This is a genomic window from Rhodococcus sp. WAY2 (genome assembly GCF_009859915.1).
GTDB lineage: Bacteria > Actinomycetota > Actinomycetes > Mycobacteriales > Mycobacteriaceae > Rhodococcus_F > Rhodococcus_F oxybenzonivorans.
Window position 1 is genome coordinate 5,316,731 of record NZ_CP046572.1, and the last position, 18,093, is coordinate 5,334,823.

Consider the following 18,093-nt stretch of genomic DNA (forward strand, 5'->3'; position numbering starts at 1 on the left):
GAAGCTGCGGGTCGTTCAGGCGCGTAGGTGGGTGACGAAGTGGTCGCGTGCGGCGGTGGAGACCTGGTCGAAGCCGGGGCCGGTGTAGAAGTCGAAGTGTCCGCCCTGTGTGACGAGGAGTTGTTTGGGTTCGCGGGCGCGTTCGTAGGCGTCGAGTGCGAGTGCGTAGGGGGTGGAGGTGTCTTCGTTGGCGACGATCATCAGCAGTGGGGTGGGGGAGATCTGGGTGATGAAGCTGCCGGGGTCGTATTCGGAGGCCAGTTCCAGGCTGCGGGCGGTCATTTCGTTTTTCCAGTTCGGGGCGCGGAGCGCCGCCGTTTTGGTGAACCATTCGTAGGCGTCGGTTTGGGGCATCGCGGCCTGCCCCATCGGGTCGGGGGAGACGGCGGGGAGCATCGCGGGTGCGCCGTCGTGGAATCGGTTGGCGCGGTCGGCGGCGAGGTTGTCGCGGACGTGGAGGAGGAAGTCTCCGCGTAGCAGTCGGACCAGGGTTTCCGGTCCCGAGACGAAGGGTACCTGGGCGACGACTGCCTTGACTCGTTTGTCGATCGCGGCGACCATCAGGGCGTGTCCGCCGGCGAAGCTGGTGCCCCAGACTCCGACCCGGTTTCCGTCGACCTCGGGGCGGGCGATGGCGTAGCTGATCGCGTTGCGGATGTCGCGGTACTGCAGGACGGGGTCGAGTTCTTGGCGGGGGGTTCCGTCGCTGTCGCCGAAGTTCTGGTGGTCGTAGGCGATTGCGTTGAGGCCGGCTTCGGCGAAGACGTTGGCGTAGTCGTCGAGGTGCATTTCTTTCACGCCGGACATGCCGTGCACGAGGATGATGACCGGTGCCGGGGTGGTGGTGTTCTGTGCCGGGTAGAACCAGCCGCGGAGGGTGACGTCGCCTTCACCCTTGAATTCGATGTCTTCGCGATTCATGTGCTTTTCCTCTTCACGCCGGGTTGTGTGTCGGACACTGCCAACCTAGGAACCGGCGAGCGGGCACCGATAGAACGAGCGCGCCCTCTAGTGGTACCGGTGCGCCAACCCGCAGGCGCCGGCGAACAGTGCGCCGATCTCCTTACCGATGCCATGTGCGGCGCCGGTCACCACCACGGTGCGGCCGTGTAGTCGAAGCTCAGACTCGTCATGGCAGGTTCCAATGGATTTCGGTTGGTTGCGCTGCGACTACTTGCCCTGAAAGTTGGCCTGGCGGCGCTCGATGAACGACTGAATTCCCTCTTGGAAGTCGTGACTGTCGAAGACGGCGCCCTTCACGTCGTCGATCGCGGCGATGGCGGCGGTCTCGCCCTGTTCGATGTATTTCAGGGCGGACGCCTTGGTGGCTCGAACGCCGAGCGGGGCATTGGCGCAGATCTCACGCGCCAGTTCGATTCCGCGCTCGATATGCTGGCCGAAAGGCACGACTTCTTGGACGAAGCCGAGCTCGAGGGCGCGCTGGGCGTCGAACTTGTCAGCCCGGAGCAGGTGGTACATCGCATTACCCCAGCCGGTCCGGGTCAGGTAACGGAAATGGGCACCGCCAAGGGGTGCGAGGCCGCGGGCGACCTCGAGCTGCTGGAACTGCGCGGTATCGGCGGCAACGACAATGTCGGCGGCGAGCATCATCTCGATGCCGACAGTCAAGGTGAGGCCCTGAACCACGGCCACGATCGGCTTGGTTGCGCGCCGCCCCAGAGCGAACGGATCGACCAGAGTCGGGTCGATGTCCGCGTCTGCTTCCGGGCCGAAGAACTTGGGCATGTCCAAGCCTGCGGTGGTGTTCTTACCGGTGGAGCGGAACACCGCAACCCACAAGGATTCGTCCTCGTCGAATGTGGTCAGATGCTCGGCGAGCTGGCGCATCATGTCCGGCGTGTAGGAGTTCAACTTGGACTCGTTCTCGACCGTGATGATCGCGATGTTGCCGTCCCTCTCGAGGGTGACCTCGCCGGGCGTGTGCTCTTGGCTCATGAAATGGCTCCTTGTCCATGGTGAGTTCGCGCCGGCCACGTGGAGGCGGCGACTAGACTGGATCGTCTAGTCGTTGTCGTCAAATGTCAACAGCGCACACGTCGACGCGATGGAGCCCGCTTCGCGGGTTCCCGGCGTGACCGTTCGTCATTGCATACTGGCGGTGGCGCATCCATACCAGGGCGCGGCGCACTCGTCCTATGAGCCGCCGGTCGCGCATTCGTAGGTTTGTGCTCGTCCCACACCTCGCGACCTGCGCCGGACATCCACAGATCGGGAAATCGGTCATGAAACCGGCGACGCCCGAACTGTGCCGGGACCCGTTCCGTCTCCTGCTTTCAGGGGAGGGAATGGGAGGCAGGATCTCTCGAATCGAGCTGACCATTAACCGGAGGTCACGATGAAGAAGTTGCACATGCGGGCATTCGGGAAGCCGAGCACGGCTTCGGAGCTGATCGAGTCGGAGACTCCCGAACCCGGAGCAGGACAGGTGCTCGTCGCGATGGAAGCCGCCCCGATCAACCCATCCGACGTGCTTCTCATCAGGGGACTCTATGGGCATCGCCCGACCCTGCCCGCAGCCCTGGGAACCGAAGGCGTCGGTCGAATCGTCGCCGTTGGCCCTGCCGTCGATCCTGCCCGCATCGGCGAGCGGGTCCTGATCATTCCTACCCTGAAGCACGCCACGTGGCAGGACCAGATCGCGATCGACGAGGACGACGCCATCGTGGTCGATCCGGCGGCCGATGTCCTGCAGCTGGCGATGCTCGGCGTCAACCCTGTGACGGCCGACCTCCTGCTCCGTCGCTTCGTCGATGTCCCGTCGGGTGGATGGGTCGGACAGACCGGCGGTAATTCTGCTGTGGGCCGCTACGTCATCACCCTGGCCAAGCAGGCCGGTTACCGCACTCTCAATGTAGTGCGCCGCCCCGAAGTCGCCGCGGAGCTGCTGGAGTTGGGCGCCGACGCAGTCGTCGTCAGTGGACCGGATCTCGGTGTGCAATTGAAGAAGGCGCTCGGGGACGAGCGGATCTCACTCCTGCTGGACGCGACAGCCGGGGACGTGGTCGCGGAGCTCGCTCCTTGGCTCGTCCATGGGGGCACCCTCGTCAGCTACGGAGGAATGAGCGGCGCCCCGGTCGTCGTCCGACCGGGCGACCTCATCTTCCGCGATCTTCATGTCCGGGGCTTCTGGCAGAAGGGCTGGCTCGACACAGCGCCTCGCGAGGAATTCGCCGCCGCCTATGCCCGGCTCGCCGCCCTCGTCACCGACGGCACCTTGCGGGTCCCCATCACGGCCACCTACCCGCTCGAGAAGTATCAGGACGCCCTGATCCATGCCACCCAGGCTGACCGCGTCGGCAAGGTGCTCTTCGCGTGGTGACGGTAATGCGGCGAATTATGGTGATCCACTGTTCGAACACGACAGATGTGTCGGGATATCGGTTCAGAACCCTCGGTCGGAGCCGTCCGCCGTAGCGCTGCGCGCGCGCAGCAAACGCGTCTGGGCCGCAGCTTCGAGCTGCCGCTGATGCTCGACATGCAAGACCTCAGCCGACTGCACCAGCTGCTTGACCTCTCGCGCGGCGGCGGTATCTGCCTGCAGGAGAGTGTGAGCCATGGCCCGAGTTTCGCTTTCGAGATCGTTTACAGGCACCACGCTGTGTGCGAGGCCTAGTGAGAGCGCCTCCGCGGCAACAACATTGCGTGCAGTGACACAAATTTCGAGCGCGCGGCCGTATCCAACTTGCCGGACCAGGGGTGTCAGCCCGGTCAGGTCGGGCACCAGGCCGAGTGCGACCTCCTTCATGCAGAATGTTGCGTCGTCGGCCACCACCCGGAGATCGCACGCGAGTGCGAGCTGGAAGCCGGCACCGACTGCGTGTCCCTGGACGGCGGCGATCGAGATGAAGTTCGAGTTACGCAGGAACAGGAAGCCGTCTTGATATTCACGTATGGTGCGCGCGACGGTCATGTCGGAACCGTCGAGTAGGCCGGAAATGGTCTCGCCGTCGGCAGCCTCGTGCCGCGAGGCAGGGTCTTTCAGCATCGATCGATCCAAGCCGGCCGAAAAACTACGCCCTTCCGCGCGAACGATGACAACGCGGATGTCAGTCGGCATTGTCTGCCCCAATGCGGCGAGTGCTCGCCACATTGCCGGGCTCTGTGTATTGCGTCGTTCAGGTCTGCACAGCGTGATTTCGGCTATCGGTCCGCTCTGTGTGAATCGGAGGCCTGCCGACTGCAACTCGGCCTCGGTCGGGCCTGCCATCGAAAGATGTTTCACTCCAGTCATCTTCACTTCTCCCAGTTCGGTACGCACTGTGGGTGCTCGGCTTGCAGTCCGGGCGGAGTGCAGCGGACCCAACGATCATCGACCTCGGATTCCCATTATGCAACAAGTTGCATTAAAGTTGCCGGTGGTGGTACTTTCTGCTCGATCCGCTATCAGGCTCACACTTGGCCCCCGATCGCGAGCGGTCTCTTCTTCTGCCGGATGGGTGTGTGCGTCGCCCCACCTCACGTCTCGGAAAGGACGTCATGTTCCCCGAACTGTTCGCGGTCTCAGGTAAGACGGTTCTGGTCACCGGCGGTACTCGTGGCATCGGCTACATGATCGCCGAGGGTTATCTCCTGGCCGGCGCCCGCGTGTACATCTCTTCCCGTAAAGAAGCCGCGTGTGTCGAGGCAGCGGAGCGCCTCTCGGAATTCGGTGAGGTACATGCCATCCCGTGCGACGTCACCAGCGAGGAGCAGTGTGCGGCGCTGATCGACGCCCTCGGTGCACGGGAGCCGAGCCTTGACGTGTTGGTCAACAACGCCGGTGCAACCTGGGGTGCACCGTTCGACGAGTTCCCCGACTCCGCGTGGGACAGGGTGCTCGCCGCCAACGTCAAAGCTCCTTTCACATTGACCAAGTTGGCGCGCCCGCTTCTGGAGAAGGCGTCCAACCAAGACGACCCTGCCCGCGTGATCAACATCGGCTCGATCGACGGGCTGGCAGTGCCGGGCGTCAGCAATTTCTCCTACTCGGCTTCCAAGGCCGCCATCCACCACCTCACTCGCCACATGGCCGCGGAGCTCGCGCCATCGATTCTGGTCAATGCCATTGCGCCCGGGCCGTTCCCGTCGAAGATGACGGCTGCGATGTTGACGGAGGTCGGCGATCAGCTGAGAGACGCCTCCCCGGTAGGCCGGATCGGCGAGCCCTCCGACATTGCTGCGACGGCAATCTTCCTGAGTTCTCGTGCCTCGAACTACGTGGTCGGTGCGGTCATCCCGCTGGACGGCGGTTTGAGCACCACCATCGGCCTCACATTCTAGAAGGACCACTTCCGTGTACACAGCACCACTTGCCCAATACGACTTCCTCTACACCGAGGTCCTCGGCACAGACATTCTCGAGACCGTGACGAACGGTGAGATCAAGGCCGCTGACGCTGCTGCAGTCCTGACTTCGGCAGCGGATTTCGCCGCCGAAATGCTGCGTCCGCTCAATACTGTCGGTGATCGTGCGGGCAGCGTGCTCTCCGACGGTGCTGTCACGACCCCGGTCGGGTACAAGCAGGCCTACCGTTCCTTTGCCGAGGCCGGTTGGGTGGGGTTCGGCCTCGATCCTTCAATCGACGGCGGAGGTGCGCCGTTCCTGCTCTATAACGCGGTCTCGGAGTTGTGGTCCGCAGCCAATCCGGCGTTCTCGGTGTGCTGGCTGTTGTCGACCGGTGCGGCCGCGGCGTTGCACTCGGCCGCTAGCCCTGAACTGAAGGATGTGTACCTGGCAAAGGTGGTGTCCGGGCAGTGGACCGGCACGATGAACCTCACCGAGTCGGATGCCGGTACGGATTTGTCTGCGATCCGCACCATCGCCCGACCCAATGTGGACGGTACGTGGGCGGTCACCGGGCAGAAGATCTTCATCACGTGGGGAGATCACGACCTCACCGAGAACATCGTGCATCTCGTGCTCGCCCGTACTCCGGATGCTCCCATGGGACTGGCCGGGTTGTCGCTGTTCGTGGTTCCGAAGTTCCTCCCCGATGGCCGAGGCGGTATTGGTGAACCCAACCGCGTCACCACTCTTTCCCTGGAACACAAGCTCGGTCTTCATTCCAGTCCTACCTGTGTGCTGGATTATGCCGACGCGACAGGCTATCTCGTCGGAGACCTGCACCGTGGCCTCTCGGCGATGTTCGTCATGATGAACACCGCCCGCATCGGCATCGGACTGCAGGGCCTGGGGCTGGCGGACCTCGCCTACCAGCAGGCTCGCGACTATGCCCAGCAGCGAGTGCAGGGCACGGTGGTCGGACGACCGTCGGGTACCCCTATCGCCGAGCATCCCGACGTTGCTCGCCTGCTGACATCGATGTCGAGTTCTATCTCGGCGATGCGCGCCTTCTCGATGCAGGTCGCCGAGTGGTTCGACCGCTGGCAGCGCACCGACTCGCCCGACGCCGCGGAGCTCGCCGAATTCTGTGTGCCGATCCTCAAGGCCTGGTTCACCGAGGAAGCCGTCCGCATCGCCTCCGACGGGGTCCAGGTATACGGCGGCTTGGGTTTCATCGAAGAAGCGGGTGCGGCGCAGCACTATCGCGATGCTCGGATCATGCCGATCTATGAGGGCACTACCGCGATCCAGTCCAATGATCTGCTCGGCCGCAAGCTGATTCGCGATGGGGGAGTGACTGCGCGACGCTTGTTCGATCAGATCGACTCCAGCGTCGGATCGCTTCGGGTGATCGAGCACCCGGTGGCGGCGCGTACGGCGGAACGGCTCGGTCGCGCCCTGCAGACCGTGCGTGACGCGACCGAGACACTTCTGTCTCACGCGGCGAGGAATCCTCGTGACGCCTACGCCGCCTCGGTTGATTACCTGACGATGCTGAGCCTTCTCGTCGGGGCGTGGATGCACGGCCGCATCGTCGCGGCTGCGCTCGCCCACCCCGAATTGTCCACCGCCGACCAGCAGCGCCTGACCGAGGCCGACTTCTACGGCGCCCATCATCTCAGCCGCGTTCAATCGCTGGCCGAGGCGATACGCGCAGGGGAAATCGGATGAGCGGCCGCACTTGCACAGATCCCCGGCAGCACGGAAAAGCCTCAGAATGAAGAACTCACAGAAAGCACGAATATTCATGAGCGACCTCGCGATCGATGTCTATACCTGCCAAGCGTTCGAACTGCCCGGTGGCGGTTCGTTCTCGCCCACCACCTCCACGCTGATCACCGGGCCGACCGAAGCGATCCTCGTCGACACCCAGTTCCTGGCCACCGACGTCGACGAGGTGATCGATCAGATCGAGGATTCCGGCAAGCGGCTGACCACGGTCTTCATCACCCACGGCCACTTCGACCACTACTTCGGTCTCGAGCGGCTGCTGAACCGATTTCCGGAAGCCCGCGCGGTCGCAGTACCGGCCGTGGCGAAATCCATCGCCACCAACCTCGAGAGTGATCGCGCCTACGTCCGCGATTTCTTCGGCGGGCAGGCCCTCGACAACGCCGCGGTACCCGAACCGCTCGACAACTTGGTCCTCACCGTCGATGGCACGGAAATGCTGGCCATTGAGATCGAGCAAGCCGACACCTCGCCCACCGCGATCATCCATATCCCTACCCTGCAGACGGTGATCGCCGGGGACGTCGTCTACAACGGTGTCAATCCCATGCTGGCAATGACCAACCGGAACGACTGGCCAAACTGGATCGCCAGCGTCGATTACCTCGCCTCGCTGAACCCCACCACGGTGGTCGCCGGACACAAGCGCCCCGAACTCGACGACCCGGCCGCGTGCATCGACGAAACGCGTGAATACCTGCAGGAATTCGTCGCCAACGTCGATGACCTCGAGAACGCACGCGAACTCGTCGCGCACATGCAGTCGCGTTTCCCGGACCATGCCAATCCCTCGACGCTGGTGGTGTCGGCGGTGACGGCATTCAAACAGAAGAAGAAAAACGCGTGACGCCGTCATCACCTGTGCATACCAGCTGAAGACTCGACCGACTCGGTGCCTCTTACGCCTAGCGCGCTGAGATCGCCTCGGCGGACGCGTAATCACCCTCGCGTCCGCCGAATGCTGCTGCACCACCACCTGCGGATCGGACCCGCTCGTCGGGACATTCATCGACACCGGCGGATCTGATTCGCTCTCTATCAAAGGCCATCTCCCGCATGACCGAACACCCTCCCGCCCGCAACCGCGAACAATGGGGCATCGACGAGATCGACGCGCTGGTCGATTGGCAGTTCGAGGAAGGTCGCAGGCGAGGTGACGGCCCGCGACCAAGCGAAACTGCGCCGACCAGAGACAAATTGACCGAGGTGGTTGGTGCGCTCCACTACGCGATTTCCCAAGTGTGTATGTTCGTGAACGGTGTACATCGGTTGGCGCGGACGATTCCGCTGATTGCCCAGCCTGAGGCTGCGGTAGGGGCTCGACTACACGCGCGCCGCGGACCGGGCGTCCCAGGCTCACGATAATCCTCCGTCGGGTACCCCCGTTGGGGTTACCGGGAGGTGCCCGAGAGTTCTGCCGAAAGCGTTGATCAGGCCGAGGAATCGACGATGCCGGCGGCATCGAGCAGCGTACCGGCGGTCTCGACGGCGAGACAGTCGAGACGCTCTGCCTGGACGACGGAGCGGGCGCTGGCTCCGTCCAGTACGAGGGTGAGTTGTCGGGCCAGCCGGGCGGGATCGTTCGCACCGCCGCGCTCGGCCTCCTGCTGGAAGAACGAGGTCAGCTTGTCCTTCTGCCGACGGGCGACCACACTCGCCGGATGCTCGGGCGCCTTGACTTGGACGGCCGCCGCTACGAACGGGCATCCACGAAATTCGTGTGTCCGCTCCATGTCTTCGAATCGTTCGAAAACGTGCAGTATCCGTGCCCGCGGCGGACGGTCGTCGTCGTCGGCCGGCAACAGTGAGCCCTGATAGTCCGGTGCCGTGCGCTCGAGCAGGCTGGCGGCGACGAGGTCATCTTTGCTGTCGAACAGCTGGTACATCGACCGCTTGGATACGCCGGCCGCTCGGCACACAGCGTCGACGCCGATGTGGACGCCCTGCTCGTAGAACAGCTTCGCTGCGGCGTCGAGCAACCGGTCGCGCGAAGAGACGGCACCGGCACCCGCCGCAGACGAGGACGTTGTTGCGTTGGTCATAGGCAACAGGTTACCCCTCGAGTTGCGCTTTGAAAACCGATCTGTTTTCCTCATGGGAAACAGATCGGTTTTCGAACTGACTGACACATGACCAGCAACAAAGGGGACACATGACTACCACGATTGGGGCACCTGCCTCAGATAGAGCAGGCCGTCGCGGCTCGCACGCCTTGCGTTGGTGGGTGCTTGTCGTGCTGGGCGTGGCTCAGCTCATGGTGACGCTCGATGCGACTGTCGTGAACATCGCGCTGCCCGCGGCCCAACAGGACCTCGGCTTCAGCGACGGTGACCGGCAGTGGGTCATCACCGGTTACGCGCTGGCATTCGGCAGCCTGCTGTTGCTCGGCGGTCGACTGGGTGACCTGTTCGGCCGGCGAAACACCTTCGTAGTCGGTCTGATCGGATTTGCGGCCGCGTCTGTCGTGGGTGGCGCGGCCGGCAACTTCGAGGTCCTCGTCGCGGCACGTGTCGGCCAGGGTGTCTTCGGTGCTCTGCTGGCCCCCGCCGCGCTCTCCCTGCTCACTGTGACTTTCACCGAAAAGTCCGAAAGAGCAAAGGCCTTCGGCATTTTCAGTGCGTTGTCCGGTGCCGGCGCCGCGATCGGTCTGCTGCTCGGTGGGATGCTGACCGAATGGGCGTCCTGGCGCTGGGTGATGTTCGTGAACGTCGGATTCGCCGCCGTCGCTCTGGTTGGTGCGGTGCTGCTGCTGGCCAAGCATGTCACCACCGAGCGGCCCAAGCTCGACATTCCGGGCACCCTCGTGGTGAGCGCCGCATTGTTCGCCATTGTCTACGGATTCGCGCACGCCGAATCATCCGGCTGGACCGACCCGGTCACGCTCGGGTGCCTGATCGGCGGAGTCGTACTGCTCGCGGTGTTCGTCTGGCTGGAGGCGAGGGTCGCACATCCGCTGCTGCCCCTGCGACTGGTACTGGACCGCACGCGCGGTGGTTCATTTTTGGCGGTGTTCGTCATGGGCATGGGGATGTTTTCGATTTTCCTGTTCCTGACCTTCTATCTGATTGTCAGCCTGGGCTACTCGCCGATCGAGGGAGGTCTGGCGTTCCTGCCGATGGTCGCGGGCATCGTTCTCTCGTCGACCACGGTGCCGTCGCTGCTGTTGCCCAGGGTCGGTCCGAAAATTGTCATCAGCAGTAGCTTCCTGGTTTCCGCAGTCGGCATGGTGTGGCTTACGCAGCTCGAATTGGGCAGCAGCTTCGTCACCGATGTCCTGCCTGGCCTCGTCTTGCTGGGTATCGGCCTCGGTGGTGCGATGACCACCGCGTTCCAGGGCGCGACCGCAGGTGTGCACCATGAGGATGCTGGTGTCGCCTCGGCGCTGATCAACACCAGCCAGCAGGTGGGCGGCTCGATCAGTACCGCGCTACTGACTACCGTCGCCGCGTCGGCGATGACCGACTACCTGACCTCGCACCAGCCCGGCCCGCTGACCGTGGCGCAGGCCCACGTTGCCAGCTATACGGCCACGTTCACGTGGGGTGCCGGAATATTCGTGGCCGGTGCGCTGATCGCGGCGTTCCTGGTGCCGAACGCAGCTCTGGCACCTTCGGAGGGCGAATTGGTGATGGCGCACTGAGCTGTTCCGCTCGAACAGCACCACGTCCGCGTCGCGATGACGCGGACGTGGTGCTGTCTGTGTTCGGCCGCGCAAGGGAAGTTCGGGCCACGCGCTAGGCGTCGGTAGTGGGCTTACCGACTTGGCGTGAGTTCTACCGTCCGGCGGCGATCCGGGCCTTCTCGAGCGCGGCGAGAGTACGGAGCACAGTGGCACGCTGCTTCTCGAGGTCGCTGAGGCGGGCGCGTGCCGCCAACCCGACGGGCTCGCCGATCTGGCTCATCTGGGCGTCGATCGACGTGAGCTGCTCGAGAAGTCCGGTCACCCGGGTTTCGAGCGCGGCGACGTCCACGGAGTCGGTGCGCACGGGTGCCACGGGCGGGGTGGCCGAGCTGCGGGGCGAGCTCGGGCGACTCGACGTGGACGGCGAGGACGTCCCGGAGTGGGCCGAAGTGCGAGTCTCCGAGACGACGCTGGCGGCCCGGGGACGCAGCGCCTTGCGCACGGCCGCGGGGTCGGGAAGCTCGGACAGCTTCACCTCGTTCAGTTCACGACGTGCATCGCGGGCCTTGACACGGTGTTCGCGCTCTTCGTCGTCGTCCGACTGCAGCGTGCCACCGAGGGGGCGCAAACCGTACATGCCGAGGAAGCGCCGGGCTTCGTCGATCACGGTCTCCTTCTCGCGGCAAGCGCCACAGCGAGGTTCGTTGCGGAACATCTCGACTGCATGGTCGTCTCCGCACCAGACGCAAGCCCCCGGCGACCAACGCCGGACGTTTCGAATTGCACCGATATCGATAGGGCCCGAGAGAGTTTGCGCGTCGATCACGACGAGCCACAGTAGGGCACTGCGAGCCCGGGCGACACACTGCCCCTCGGGCGACCTGCGCTTCTGCGAGCGGGCGTGACGAAGATCATGTTCGCCCTCGAGTGAGGGGGTGCAATCGCTGTGTGCTGCACTACTTTTCCCGACCAGTAAGTTTCATTCGCCCGCGCCGATCACCGTGGTCAGCCACTCGACAAGTGGCCGCATCTCGCGCCACGCCGCGCGCACTTCCTGCGCGGTGCGCGGACTGTCGATCCAGTCGGGGGAGAGGTATTTCCTGCTCGCGGTCAGCGATTTGTGACGCATCAGTTCGAGGCGCGGGTGATCCTCGGCAACGCCACGAGGCCGCGTTTTCAGTGTGTCGCCGCCGATCTCGAATCCCGACGACTGCAGCTTCTTCACGAGCCGCACCAACTGGCGTCCCCGGCGGTCGTCGTCGACGGCGTCGCGGAACCGGGTGACTTGAACCGGCGTGTGCGAGTAGAAGCCTCCCGCGACGAACAAGCCCGATGCATCGATCTGCACGTAGAAGCCGACTCCCGGGCGCGTTTCGACGAAGCCGCCCTGATGGGTCTTGTACGGGGTCTTGTCCTTCGAGAAGCGGACGTCGCGGTAGGGGCGGAACACCTTGCCCGCGCCGAACTCGTCCTCGAGTTCGGCCAGCAACGCCGTCATGGGTGCCCGCACTACGTCGTCGTACACCGCTTTGTGCACGGTCCAGAAGCTCTTGCTGTTGTCTGCCTCGAGATCCTCGTAGAAGTCGAGTGCAGCGATAGGTATCCCGGTGAACACGACAGAAGGCTACGCCTGTGCGCCTTTTTGGTCGTTCCCACTACCAAAAAGGCGCACAGGCGCGGAGCGCCTAGGCGTTGCCGTTGAACAGCGAGGTCACCGAGCCGTTCTCGAATACTTCCTTGATGGTGCGCGCGAGGAGCGGAGCGATCGACAGCACCGTCAGCTGCGCGAACTTCTTCGACTCGTCGATCGGGAGGGTGTTGGTGACGATGACTTCCTTGGCACCACACGCTGCGAGACGCTCGGCGGCGGGGTCGGAGAGCACACCGTGGGTGGCGGCGATGATCACATCTCCGGCACCGGCCTCCTTCAGGATCTTCACGGCGCCGGCGATGGTTCCACCGGTGTCGATCATGTCGTCGATGAGGATGCAGGTGTGGCCTTCGACCTCACCGACCACACGGTTCGACTTCACCTGGTTGGGCACCAGCGGATCGCGGGTCTTGTGGATGAACGCCAGCGGGGCGCCGCCGAGGGTGTCGGCCCACTTCTCGGCGACACGGACGCGACCGGAGTCGGGGGAGACGACGGCGATGTTCTCGGTGCCGTAGTTGCCGCGGATGTACTCGGCCAGCTGTCCCTGGGCGTGCATGTGATCGACAGGTCCGTCGAAGAAGCCCTGGATCTGATCGGTGTGGAGGTCGACCGTGATGATGCGGTCGGCGCCGGCCGTCTTGAGCAGGTCTGCGACGAGGCGAGCGGAGATGGGCTCACGTCCGCGGTGCTTCTTGTCCTGGCGGGCGTACGGGTAGAAGGGCAGCACCGCGGTGATGCGCTTGGCCGATCCACGCTTGAGCGCATCGATCATGATCAGCTGTTCCATCACCCAGGTGTTCAGCGGGGCCGGGTGGCTCTGCAGCACGAAGGCGTCGGAGCCGCGCACCGACTCTTCGAAGCGGACGAAGATCTCACCGTTCGCGAAGTCACGAGCAGTCTGCGGAGTGACCCGCACATCGAGCTCCTTCGCCACCTGCTCGGCCAGCTCCGGATGCGCGCGACCAGAAAAAAGCATGAGGTTCTTCTGGTTGTCGATCCAATTCGCGGTCACTGCTCTATGCCATCCTTTAAATCTTGCTTGTCGGTTTCGTGCAGGTCGGAACTATGAGGATGTTCCGCGGCAGACGCCGCCTCGGCGGCGGCGGTACCTGGCCGGTTGCGTTGCACCCAGCCGTCAATATTGCGCTGCTTCCCACCGGAGACGGCGAGCGCCCCCGGGGGTACGTCGTACCGCAGCACGGTGCCGGCTCCGGTGTAGGCACCGTCACCGACCTGTACCGGAGCGACGAACATGGTGTCCGATCCCGTCCGGACATGCGACCCCACCACGGTACGGCTCTTGGCGACGCCGTCGTAATTGACGAACACACTGGACGCTCCGATGTTGCTGTGCTCGCCGATCGTGGCATCCCCGACGTACGTCAGGTGAGGAACTTTGGAATGCCCTCCGATCTCGGCGTTCTTCGTCTCGACGAAGGCGCCGAGTTTGCCGGACTCGCCGAGTACGGTGCCCGGGCGCAGGTAGGAGAAGGGGCCGACGGTGGCGCGGGCACCGATGTGTGCCTCGGTGCCATGGGTGCGTATGACGCTCGCTCCCTCGCCGACGGACACGTCGGTGAGCGTGGTGTCGGGGCCGATCACCGCATCTTCACCCACCGTGGTGGTGCCGTGCAGCTGGACTCCGGGGTGAAGTGTGACATCGCGCCCGAGTGTGACGTCTACGTCGATCCAGGTGCTGGCCGGATCGATGACGGTGACTCCGTCGCGCATCCACCTCTCCACGGTGCGCCGATTCAGTTCGGCGGCGAGCTGCGACAGTTGCACGCGGTCGTTGGCGCCGCCTACTTTCGCGGCATCCGTCAGGTGGGCGGCGACCACTGGCTTACCGGCCTCGCGGGCAATCTTCACGACATCGGTCAGGTACAGCTCGCCCTGCGCGTTGTCCGCGTTCAGCCGACCGAGGGCTGTGCGTAGGAATTCGGCGTCGAAGGCGTACACGCCGGAGTTGACCTCGGTGATCGCTGCCTGCTCCGCGGTGGCGTCCGCCTGCTCGACGATGTGGGTGATCTCGCCGTCGGGCCGCCGGACGATTCGCCCGTATCCGGTGGGTTCGGGAGCGGTGAAGGTCAGCACGGTGACGGCCGTAGGTGCCGTCCCGCCGCGATGGCGCCCGAGAAGGGCCCGCAAGGTGTCGCCGTCCAGCAGTGGTACGTCGGCGGCGGTGACCAGCACGGTCCCCTGGAAGTCGGCGGGTAGCGCAGACAGGCCGCAGTCGACGGCGTGCCCGGTCCCGTTCTGCTCTTCCTGGACGGCGACGGCGATCGCGCGGCCGAGCGAGGCTTCCAGGGTGGTGACTGCCGCGCCGACACGCTCCCGATCGTGACCGACCACGGTGACGAGATGCGTGGGATCGACTTCGGCGGCCGCGTGGAGGGAGTGCGCCAGCATCGTGCGTCCCCCCAGGGTGTGCAGCACCTTGGGGATCTTCGACCGCATCCGGGTTCCTGCACCGGCGGCGAGGACGACCACGGCGGTCTGCACTGGCATGAAGCTCCCTCTGGTCGTTCCACTCTTGCTGCTCTCTGGGCAGCCCGGCCCGGACAGCGCATTGCGCTTCAGGCTTCGCTCCGCCGCCAGGACTCGAACCTGAACTATCTGAACCAAAATCAGAGGTGCTGCCATTACACTACGGCGGATTGCCGCACTCGCGGGGTGTCACGCCCGTTTGCGCGAGAGAATCCTCGCATGCCGACCCGCCGTAGGTCGAACCGCTCCGGAAATTTGTTTCGGGCGTCCCGATAGAGTGGGTGCTACCTGCAGCGTTCTGCGCTGCCCGCGGCACTTGTTCCGTCGCGCGTGTGAGGAAAGGATGGTGCCTCGGTGCCCCGACCCACCGAAGTGGATGCGACCCCGGCGCGGGTGGCGCGCACCCGGATGACCGGCACTCAGCGCCGCGAGCAACTGATCGAGATTGCGCGCGCTCTCTTTGCCGAGCGGGGTTACGAGGCCACCTCGATCGAGGAGATCGCGCAGCGCGCGCACGTCTCCAAGCCGGTCGTGTACGAACATTTCGGCGGTAAGGAAGGCCTCTATGCGGTGGTTGTGGACCGGGAGATGTCGCGGTTGCTCGACATGATCACGTCCTCGCTGAAGCAGAACCGCTCCCGCGTGCGGGTCGAGCGGGTGGCGCTCGCCCTGCTCACCTACGTCGAGGAGCACACCGACGGCTTCCGGATTCTGGTGCGTGACTCGCCGATGGCTGCGCCGGACGGCACATACTCGAGTCTTCTGAACGAGGCCATCGGTCAGGTGGGGCACATTCTCGCCGGGGACTTCTCGCGGCGGGGATTTGATCCGGACCTCGCCCTGCTCTACGCACAGGCGTTGGTCGGCATGGTGTCGACCACGGCGACCTGGTGGCTCGACGAGCGCACGCCGTCCAAGGAGGTGGTGGCCGCACATCTGGTCAACCTCTGCTGGAACGGGTTGACCAACCTGGAAGCAGACCCGCAGCTCGGATCGGACAGGCCACAGCCTCCAGTCGGGTGAACGGGTTCTCATTTCCCGACGCGCGGTCCAACACCGTCAGCCTCGAGCGTGGCGGGTGTTAGGGTTCGCAGCAGTTGTGTGCCCCCTCGGAGGGGTTGGTCGGGGAGGCAATCGATGGCGAGACAGGTTCGTGCAGAGGTCACTCGGGCATCAGTCCTGATGGCCGCGGCCGACGTGTTCGTGCGCCTCGGGTATGCGAATGCGGGTCTCAACGAGATCATCGAGCAGTCCGGTGTCACCAAAGGTGCCCTGTACTTTCACTTCAGTTCCAAGGAAGACCTCGCTCGGGGCGTGATCGACGAAGGTCAGGTCCGGCTCACTGCAGGAGTCACTTCCGTGAGCGACGGGCCCACGCCCGCGCTGGAGGCGCTCGTCGCACTCTCCTACGTCGCGATCGAGGCAGCCAGTTCTGATCCGATCGTGGCGGCGATGCTGCGACTTCAGCACGAAATCGGCGACTACCAGGGCACCGACGGCAATGTGGTGACCGCGTGGCAGCAGGCTTTCGAGCGGCTCGTCGGCAGGGCCGTCGACGAAGGTGACATTCGCACGGAAGAGGACGTCGCTCCCGAGACGCTCGCGACCTTTTTGCTCGGCTCGCTGTTGGGCACCCACGTGGTTGCCACTGCGACCAACGCGTTCGACGAACTCCCGCGTCGCATGGAGCGCGTCTGGTACTTCATTCTTCCCGGTCTCGTAGAGCCGTCCAAGCTCGTGTACTTCCGCCAGTTCGCGTCGCGTCGACTACTTCGTTGACAGGGGCAGGGGAGTTGACCGGGACAGGGGAGTGGTTCCGCCAATGCCGAAGTATCCCAAGAGTGTTATGTGTGTCACATCCTCCACTGGTAGGAAAAGGCACCACTACAGTGCAGTGGACCCGCGGTCGGGGGCTCGGGTGATTTCGGAACCAATGAATCACCGCTCCCGGCCCGGCAATGTATGGTTGAAGTCCGTTCGCCTGAATGCAGGTGGAGCGAAAAGCGATAGTGTCGTTGTAAGCCCAGTGCGCCGATGATGCCGGAGGGTGCCCGATGCCGTTCGTCATCGTCGAACGTGAAGAAACGCTAGTTGCCGGATTGGCCGTGCGTAGTCCGAAACGTGCACTCGGTGAGGCGCGTGATCCAGCTCTCGAGAAGACGTGGTCCACGCTGCTCGCGCAGAATGTGGACCGCCCGCTTGCCTCCGCCTACGTCGACCACGCAGCCGACATCAATTCGTATTACACCCAGATCGTCGGGTACCAATGCTCCTCGCTCGACGAGGTGAAGCGGGGACACATCGTGTCCCGGCTGCCCGCGGGCACGTATGCCAAGTTCTCGTCGGTGGGAACCTTTCCCGACTTGTTCGACGCGCTGTGGGGGCAGATTCGTGAAGCGGAAGAGTTGAAACAGATCGAACGGTCCTTCACGGGCGATTTCGAGTTCTACCCGCACGCCTTCGGAATCGATCTGTATGTGGCCATAGTGCCACCCGCTACGAGGTAGGGCCGCAATGACTTTCGAGATCGTCAAGCGTGAGGCAGCCGACTTCGGTGGGTTGGTGCTTCCGCGTATGGAATTGGGCTCGACGGTGCATGCCACCGACCTGATGAAGTTCACCCGCGAGCGCATCCATCAGCGCGGAATCGACGATCTGACCACCGTCTATGTGGCCGTTCCCGACCTCGGGTGGAGCGCGGTCGTCGGATACCGGTGTGGCGGACTGGATGACCTCGCGATCGGTGACGTGCTGGTCCGTGTGCCGGCCGGATACTTTGCCAAGTTCCTACCGGACGGCCGGTCGTCCGATCCGATCGAGGATGTGTGGCTTCAGGCTGAAATAGCCGAGAAGGAAGGGCGCATCGAACGCGCCTTCACGGAAGAGGTTGAGTCTCTCCGTTCTCCGAGCAGCGTGGAGCTGTTCATTTCGCTGGCGTAATCCCAGAGTCGGTTATTGCCGGAAAAGACGGACCTGCAGTTTGTTTCAGGTCCGCTTTGTGGCATCGCAGGTGACAAATGGCTGGTGAGCGCGGAAAATAGCTCACTGCGGGACTGTGACCGGTGATCGTGTGTCCAGTTCTTGGGGTCTCTCGTAACCCGTGAGTCCCTCGGAACTGCTGCACCGACTCACGATGGGACACACCAATGCCTGTGAAGCAATTGTCGAAATCGCCCTACGAACTTCGCTCGACCGACACACCGCTAAACCGAACTCTGAGCGTCTGGGATGCACGATCTCAGTGCCGTTTCGTTG

17 protein-coding genes and 1 tRNA gene are annotated in these 18,093 nt (G+C 64.0%); 9 read left to right on the top strand and 9 right to left on the bottom strand.

Translation table 11 applies throughout. The features are described from left to right. Positions 1-15: 15 nt before the first annotated feature. Positions 16-921, bottom strand: a complete 906-nt coding sequence (locus GFS60_RS24000) for an alpha/beta hydrolase (RefSeq protein ID WP_159925144.1) — start codon at positions 919-921, stop codon at positions 16-18. Positions 922-1,170: 249 nt separating this feature from the next. After that, positions 1,171-1,956 carry a crotonase/enoyl-CoA hydratase family protein gene (locus tag GFS60_RS24005; protein ID WP_159925152.1) on the bottom strand — a complete coding sequence of 262 codons (786 nt, stop codon included), beginning with the start codon at positions 1,954-1,956 and terminating at the stop codon, positions 1,171-1,173. Positions 1,957-2,356: 400 nt separating this feature from the next. On the opposite strand from GFS60_RS24005, the gene GFS60_RS24010 reads away from it, so the two are divergent. Beyond that, positions 2,357-3,340, top strand: coding sequence for a zinc-dependent alcohol dehydrogenase family protein (locus GFS60_RS24010; RefSeq protein WP_159925154.1), 984 nt, complete (start codon positions 2,357-2,359; stop codon positions 3,338-3,340). Between the two features lie 63 nt (positions 3,341-3,403). Here the strand turns inward: GFS60_RS24010 and GFS60_RS24015 are convergent, their stop codons facing one another. After that, positions 3,404-4,252, bottom strand: coding sequence for an enoyl-CoA hydratase/isomerase family protein (locus GFS60_RS24015; protein WP_201453433.1), 849 nt, complete (start codon positions 4,250-4,252; stop codon positions 3,404-3,406). A 245-nt stretch (positions 4,253-4,497) separates the two neighbouring features. Between GFS60_RS24015 and GFS60_RS24020 the strand changes: the two genes are divergently transcribed. The 3 genes from GFS60_RS24020 to GFS60_RS24030 are packed head-to-tail and all read left to right on the top strand — an operon-like array spanning position 4,498 to position 7,922. Next, entirely contained in the window at positions 4,498-5,280 is a 783-nt protein-coding gene (locus tag GFS60_RS24020) for an SDR family oxidoreductase (protein WP_159927495.1), read from the top strand. 13 nt (positions 5,281-5,293) lie between these two features. Then, entirely contained in the window at positions 5,294-7,015 is a 1,722-nt protein-coding gene (locus tag GFS60_RS24025) for an acyl-CoA dehydrogenase (RefSeq protein WP_159925158.1), read from the top strand. A gap of 46 nt (positions 7,016-7,061) precedes the next feature. Further along, the gene (locus tag GFS60_RS24030) at positions 7,062-7,922 is read left to right on the top strand and encodes an MBL fold metallo-hydrolase (RefSeq protein WP_236603274.1); all 861 of its coding nucleotides are present in this window, start codon (positions 7,062-7,064) and stop codon (positions 7,920-7,922) included. 583 nt (positions 7,923-8,505) lie between these two features. On the opposite strand, the gene GFS60_RS24035 is transcribed toward GFS60_RS24030, so the two are convergent. Further along, on the bottom strand, positions 8,506-9,117 hold the full coding sequence (locus tag GFS60_RS24035) for a TetR/AcrR family transcriptional regulator (RefSeq protein WP_159925160.1): 612 nt from the start codon (positions 9,115-9,117) through the stop codon (positions 8,506-8,508). Positions 9,118-9,227: 110 nt separating this feature from the next. On the opposite strand from GFS60_RS24035, the gene GFS60_RS24040 reads away from it, so the two are divergent. Then, a complete protein-coding gene (locus tag GFS60_RS24040) occupies positions 9,228-10,715 on the top strand; it encodes an MFS transporter (protein WP_159925162.1) in 1,488 nt (495 codons plus the stop codon). A gap of 133 nt (positions 10,716-10,848) precedes the next feature. Here the strand turns inward: GFS60_RS24040 and GFS60_RS24045 are convergent, their stop codons facing one another. The 5 genes from GFS60_RS24045 to GFS60_RS24065 form a co-directional block, all read right to left on the bottom strand. Beyond that, complete coding sequence (locus GFS60_RS24045; protein ID WP_201453434.1) at positions 10,849-11,523, bottom strand: hypothetical protein; 675 nt, start codon at positions 11,521-11,523, stop codon at positions 10,849-10,851. 153 nt (positions 11,524-11,676) lie between these two features. Beyond that, positions 11,677-12,312 (bottom strand): DUF2461 domain-containing protein, encoded by a 636-nt coding sequence (locus GFS60_RS24050; protein WP_159925166.1) that lies wholly within the window; start codon positions 12,310-12,312, stop codon positions 11,677-11,679. A gap of 70 nt (positions 12,313-12,382) precedes the next feature. Further along, entirely contained in the window at positions 12,383-13,327 is a 945-nt protein-coding gene (locus GFS60_RS24055; RefSeq protein WP_374435471.1) for a ribose-phosphate diphosphokinase, read from the bottom strand. A 32-nt stretch (positions 13,328-13,359) separates the two neighbouring features. Further along, positions 13,360-14,859 carry a bifunctional UDP-N-acetylglucosamine diphosphorylase/glucosamine-1-phosphate N-acetyltransferase GlmU gene (gene glmU / locus GFS60_RS24060; RefSeq protein WP_159925168.1) on the bottom strand — a complete coding sequence of 500 codons (1,500 nt, stop codon included), beginning with the start codon at positions 14,857-14,859 and terminating at the stop codon, positions 13,360-13,362. A gap of 78 nt (positions 14,860-14,937) precedes the next feature. After that, a tRNA-Gln gene (locus GFS60_RS24065) sits at positions 14,938-15,008 on the bottom strand. Between the two features lie 238 nt (positions 15,009-15,246). Between GFS60_RS24065 and GFS60_RS24070 the strand changes: the two genes are divergently transcribed. The 4 genes from GFS60_RS24070 to GFS60_RS24085 all read left to right on the top strand — a co-directional run bounded on the left by GFS60_RS24070 (position 15,247) and on the right by GFS60_RS24085 (position 17,778). Further along, complete coding sequence (locus GFS60_RS24070) at positions 15,247-15,861, top strand: TetR/AcrR family transcriptional regulator (RefSeq protein ID WP_230990262.1); 615 nt, start codon at positions 15,247-15,249, stop codon at positions 15,859-15,861. A gap of 114 nt (positions 15,862-15,975) precedes the next feature. After that, on the top strand, positions 15,976-16,617 hold the full coding sequence (locus GFS60_RS24075) for a ScbR family autoregulator-binding transcription factor (protein ID WP_159925170.1): 642 nt from the start codon (positions 15,976-15,978) through the stop codon (positions 16,615-16,617). Positions 16,618-16,892: 275 nt separating this feature from the next. Then, positions 16,893-17,345 (top strand): GyrI-like domain-containing protein, encoded by a 453-nt coding sequence (locus GFS60_RS24080; RefSeq protein WP_109332285.1) that lies wholly within the window; start codon positions 16,893-16,895, stop codon positions 17,343-17,345. A gap of 7 nt (positions 17,346-17,352) precedes the next feature. After that, positions 17,353-17,778, top strand: a complete 426-nt coding sequence (locus tag GFS60_RS24085; RefSeq protein ID WP_159925172.1) for a hypothetical protein — start codon at positions 17,353-17,355, stop codon at positions 17,776-17,778. The last annotated feature ends 315 nt before the right edge of the window (positions 17,779-18,093 follow it).

Coding starts and splice junctions, on each gene's coding strand:
- GFS60_RS24075 (WP_159925170.1), top strand. CDS start 15,976: ATGGCGAGACAGGTTCGTGCAGAGGTCACTCGGGCATCAGTCCTGATG.
- GFS60_RS24055 (WP_374435471.1), bottom strand. CDS start 13,327: ATGCTTTTTTCTGGTCGCGCGCATCCGGAGCTGGCCGAGCAGGTGGCG.
- GFS60_RS24080 (WP_109332285.1), top strand. CDS start 16,893: ATGCCGTTCGTCATCGTCGAACGTGAAGAAACGCTAGTTGCCGGATTG.
- GFS60_RS24035 (WP_159925160.1), bottom strand. CDS start 9,117: ATGACCAACGCAACAACGTCCTCGTCTGCGGCGGGTGCCGGTGCCGTC.
- GFS60_RS24085 (WP_159925172.1), top strand. CDS start 17,353: ATGACTTTCGAGATCGTCAAGCGTGAGGCAGCCGACTTCGGTGGGTTG.
- GFS60_RS24005 (WP_159925152.1), bottom strand. CDS start 1,956: ATGAGCCAAGAGCACACGCCCGGCGAGGTCACCCTCGAGAGGGACGGC.
- GFS60_RS24000 (WP_159925144.1), bottom strand. CDS start 921: ATGAATCGCGAAGACATCGAATTCAAGGGTGAAGGCGACGTCACCCTC.
- GFS60_RS24015 (WP_201453433.1), bottom strand. CDS start 4,252: ATGACTGGAGTGAAACATCTTTCGATGGCAGGCCCGACCGAGGCCGAG.
- GFS60_RS24030 (WP_236603274.1), top strand. CDS start 7,062: ATGAAGAACTCACAGAAAGCACGAATATTCATGAGCGACCTCGCGATC.
- GFS60_RS24040 (WP_159925162.1), top strand. CDS start 9,228: ATGACTACCACGATTGGGGCACCTGCCTCAGATAGAGCAGGCCGTCGC.
- glmU (WP_159925168.1), bottom strand. CDS start 14,859: ATGCCAGTGCAGACCGCCGTGGTCGTCCTCGCCGCCGGTGCAGGAACC.
- GFS60_RS24020 (WP_159927495.1), top strand. CDS start 4,498: ATGTTCCCCGAACTGTTCGCGGTCTCAGGTAAGACGGTTCTGGTCACC.
- GFS60_RS24010 (WP_159925154.1), top strand. CDS start 2,357: ATGAAGAAGTTGCACATGCGGGCATTCGGGAAGCCGAGCACGGCTTCG.
- GFS60_RS24070 (WP_230990262.1), top strand. CDS start 15,247: ATGACCGGCACTCAGCGCCGCGAGCAACTGATCGAGATTGCGCGCGCT.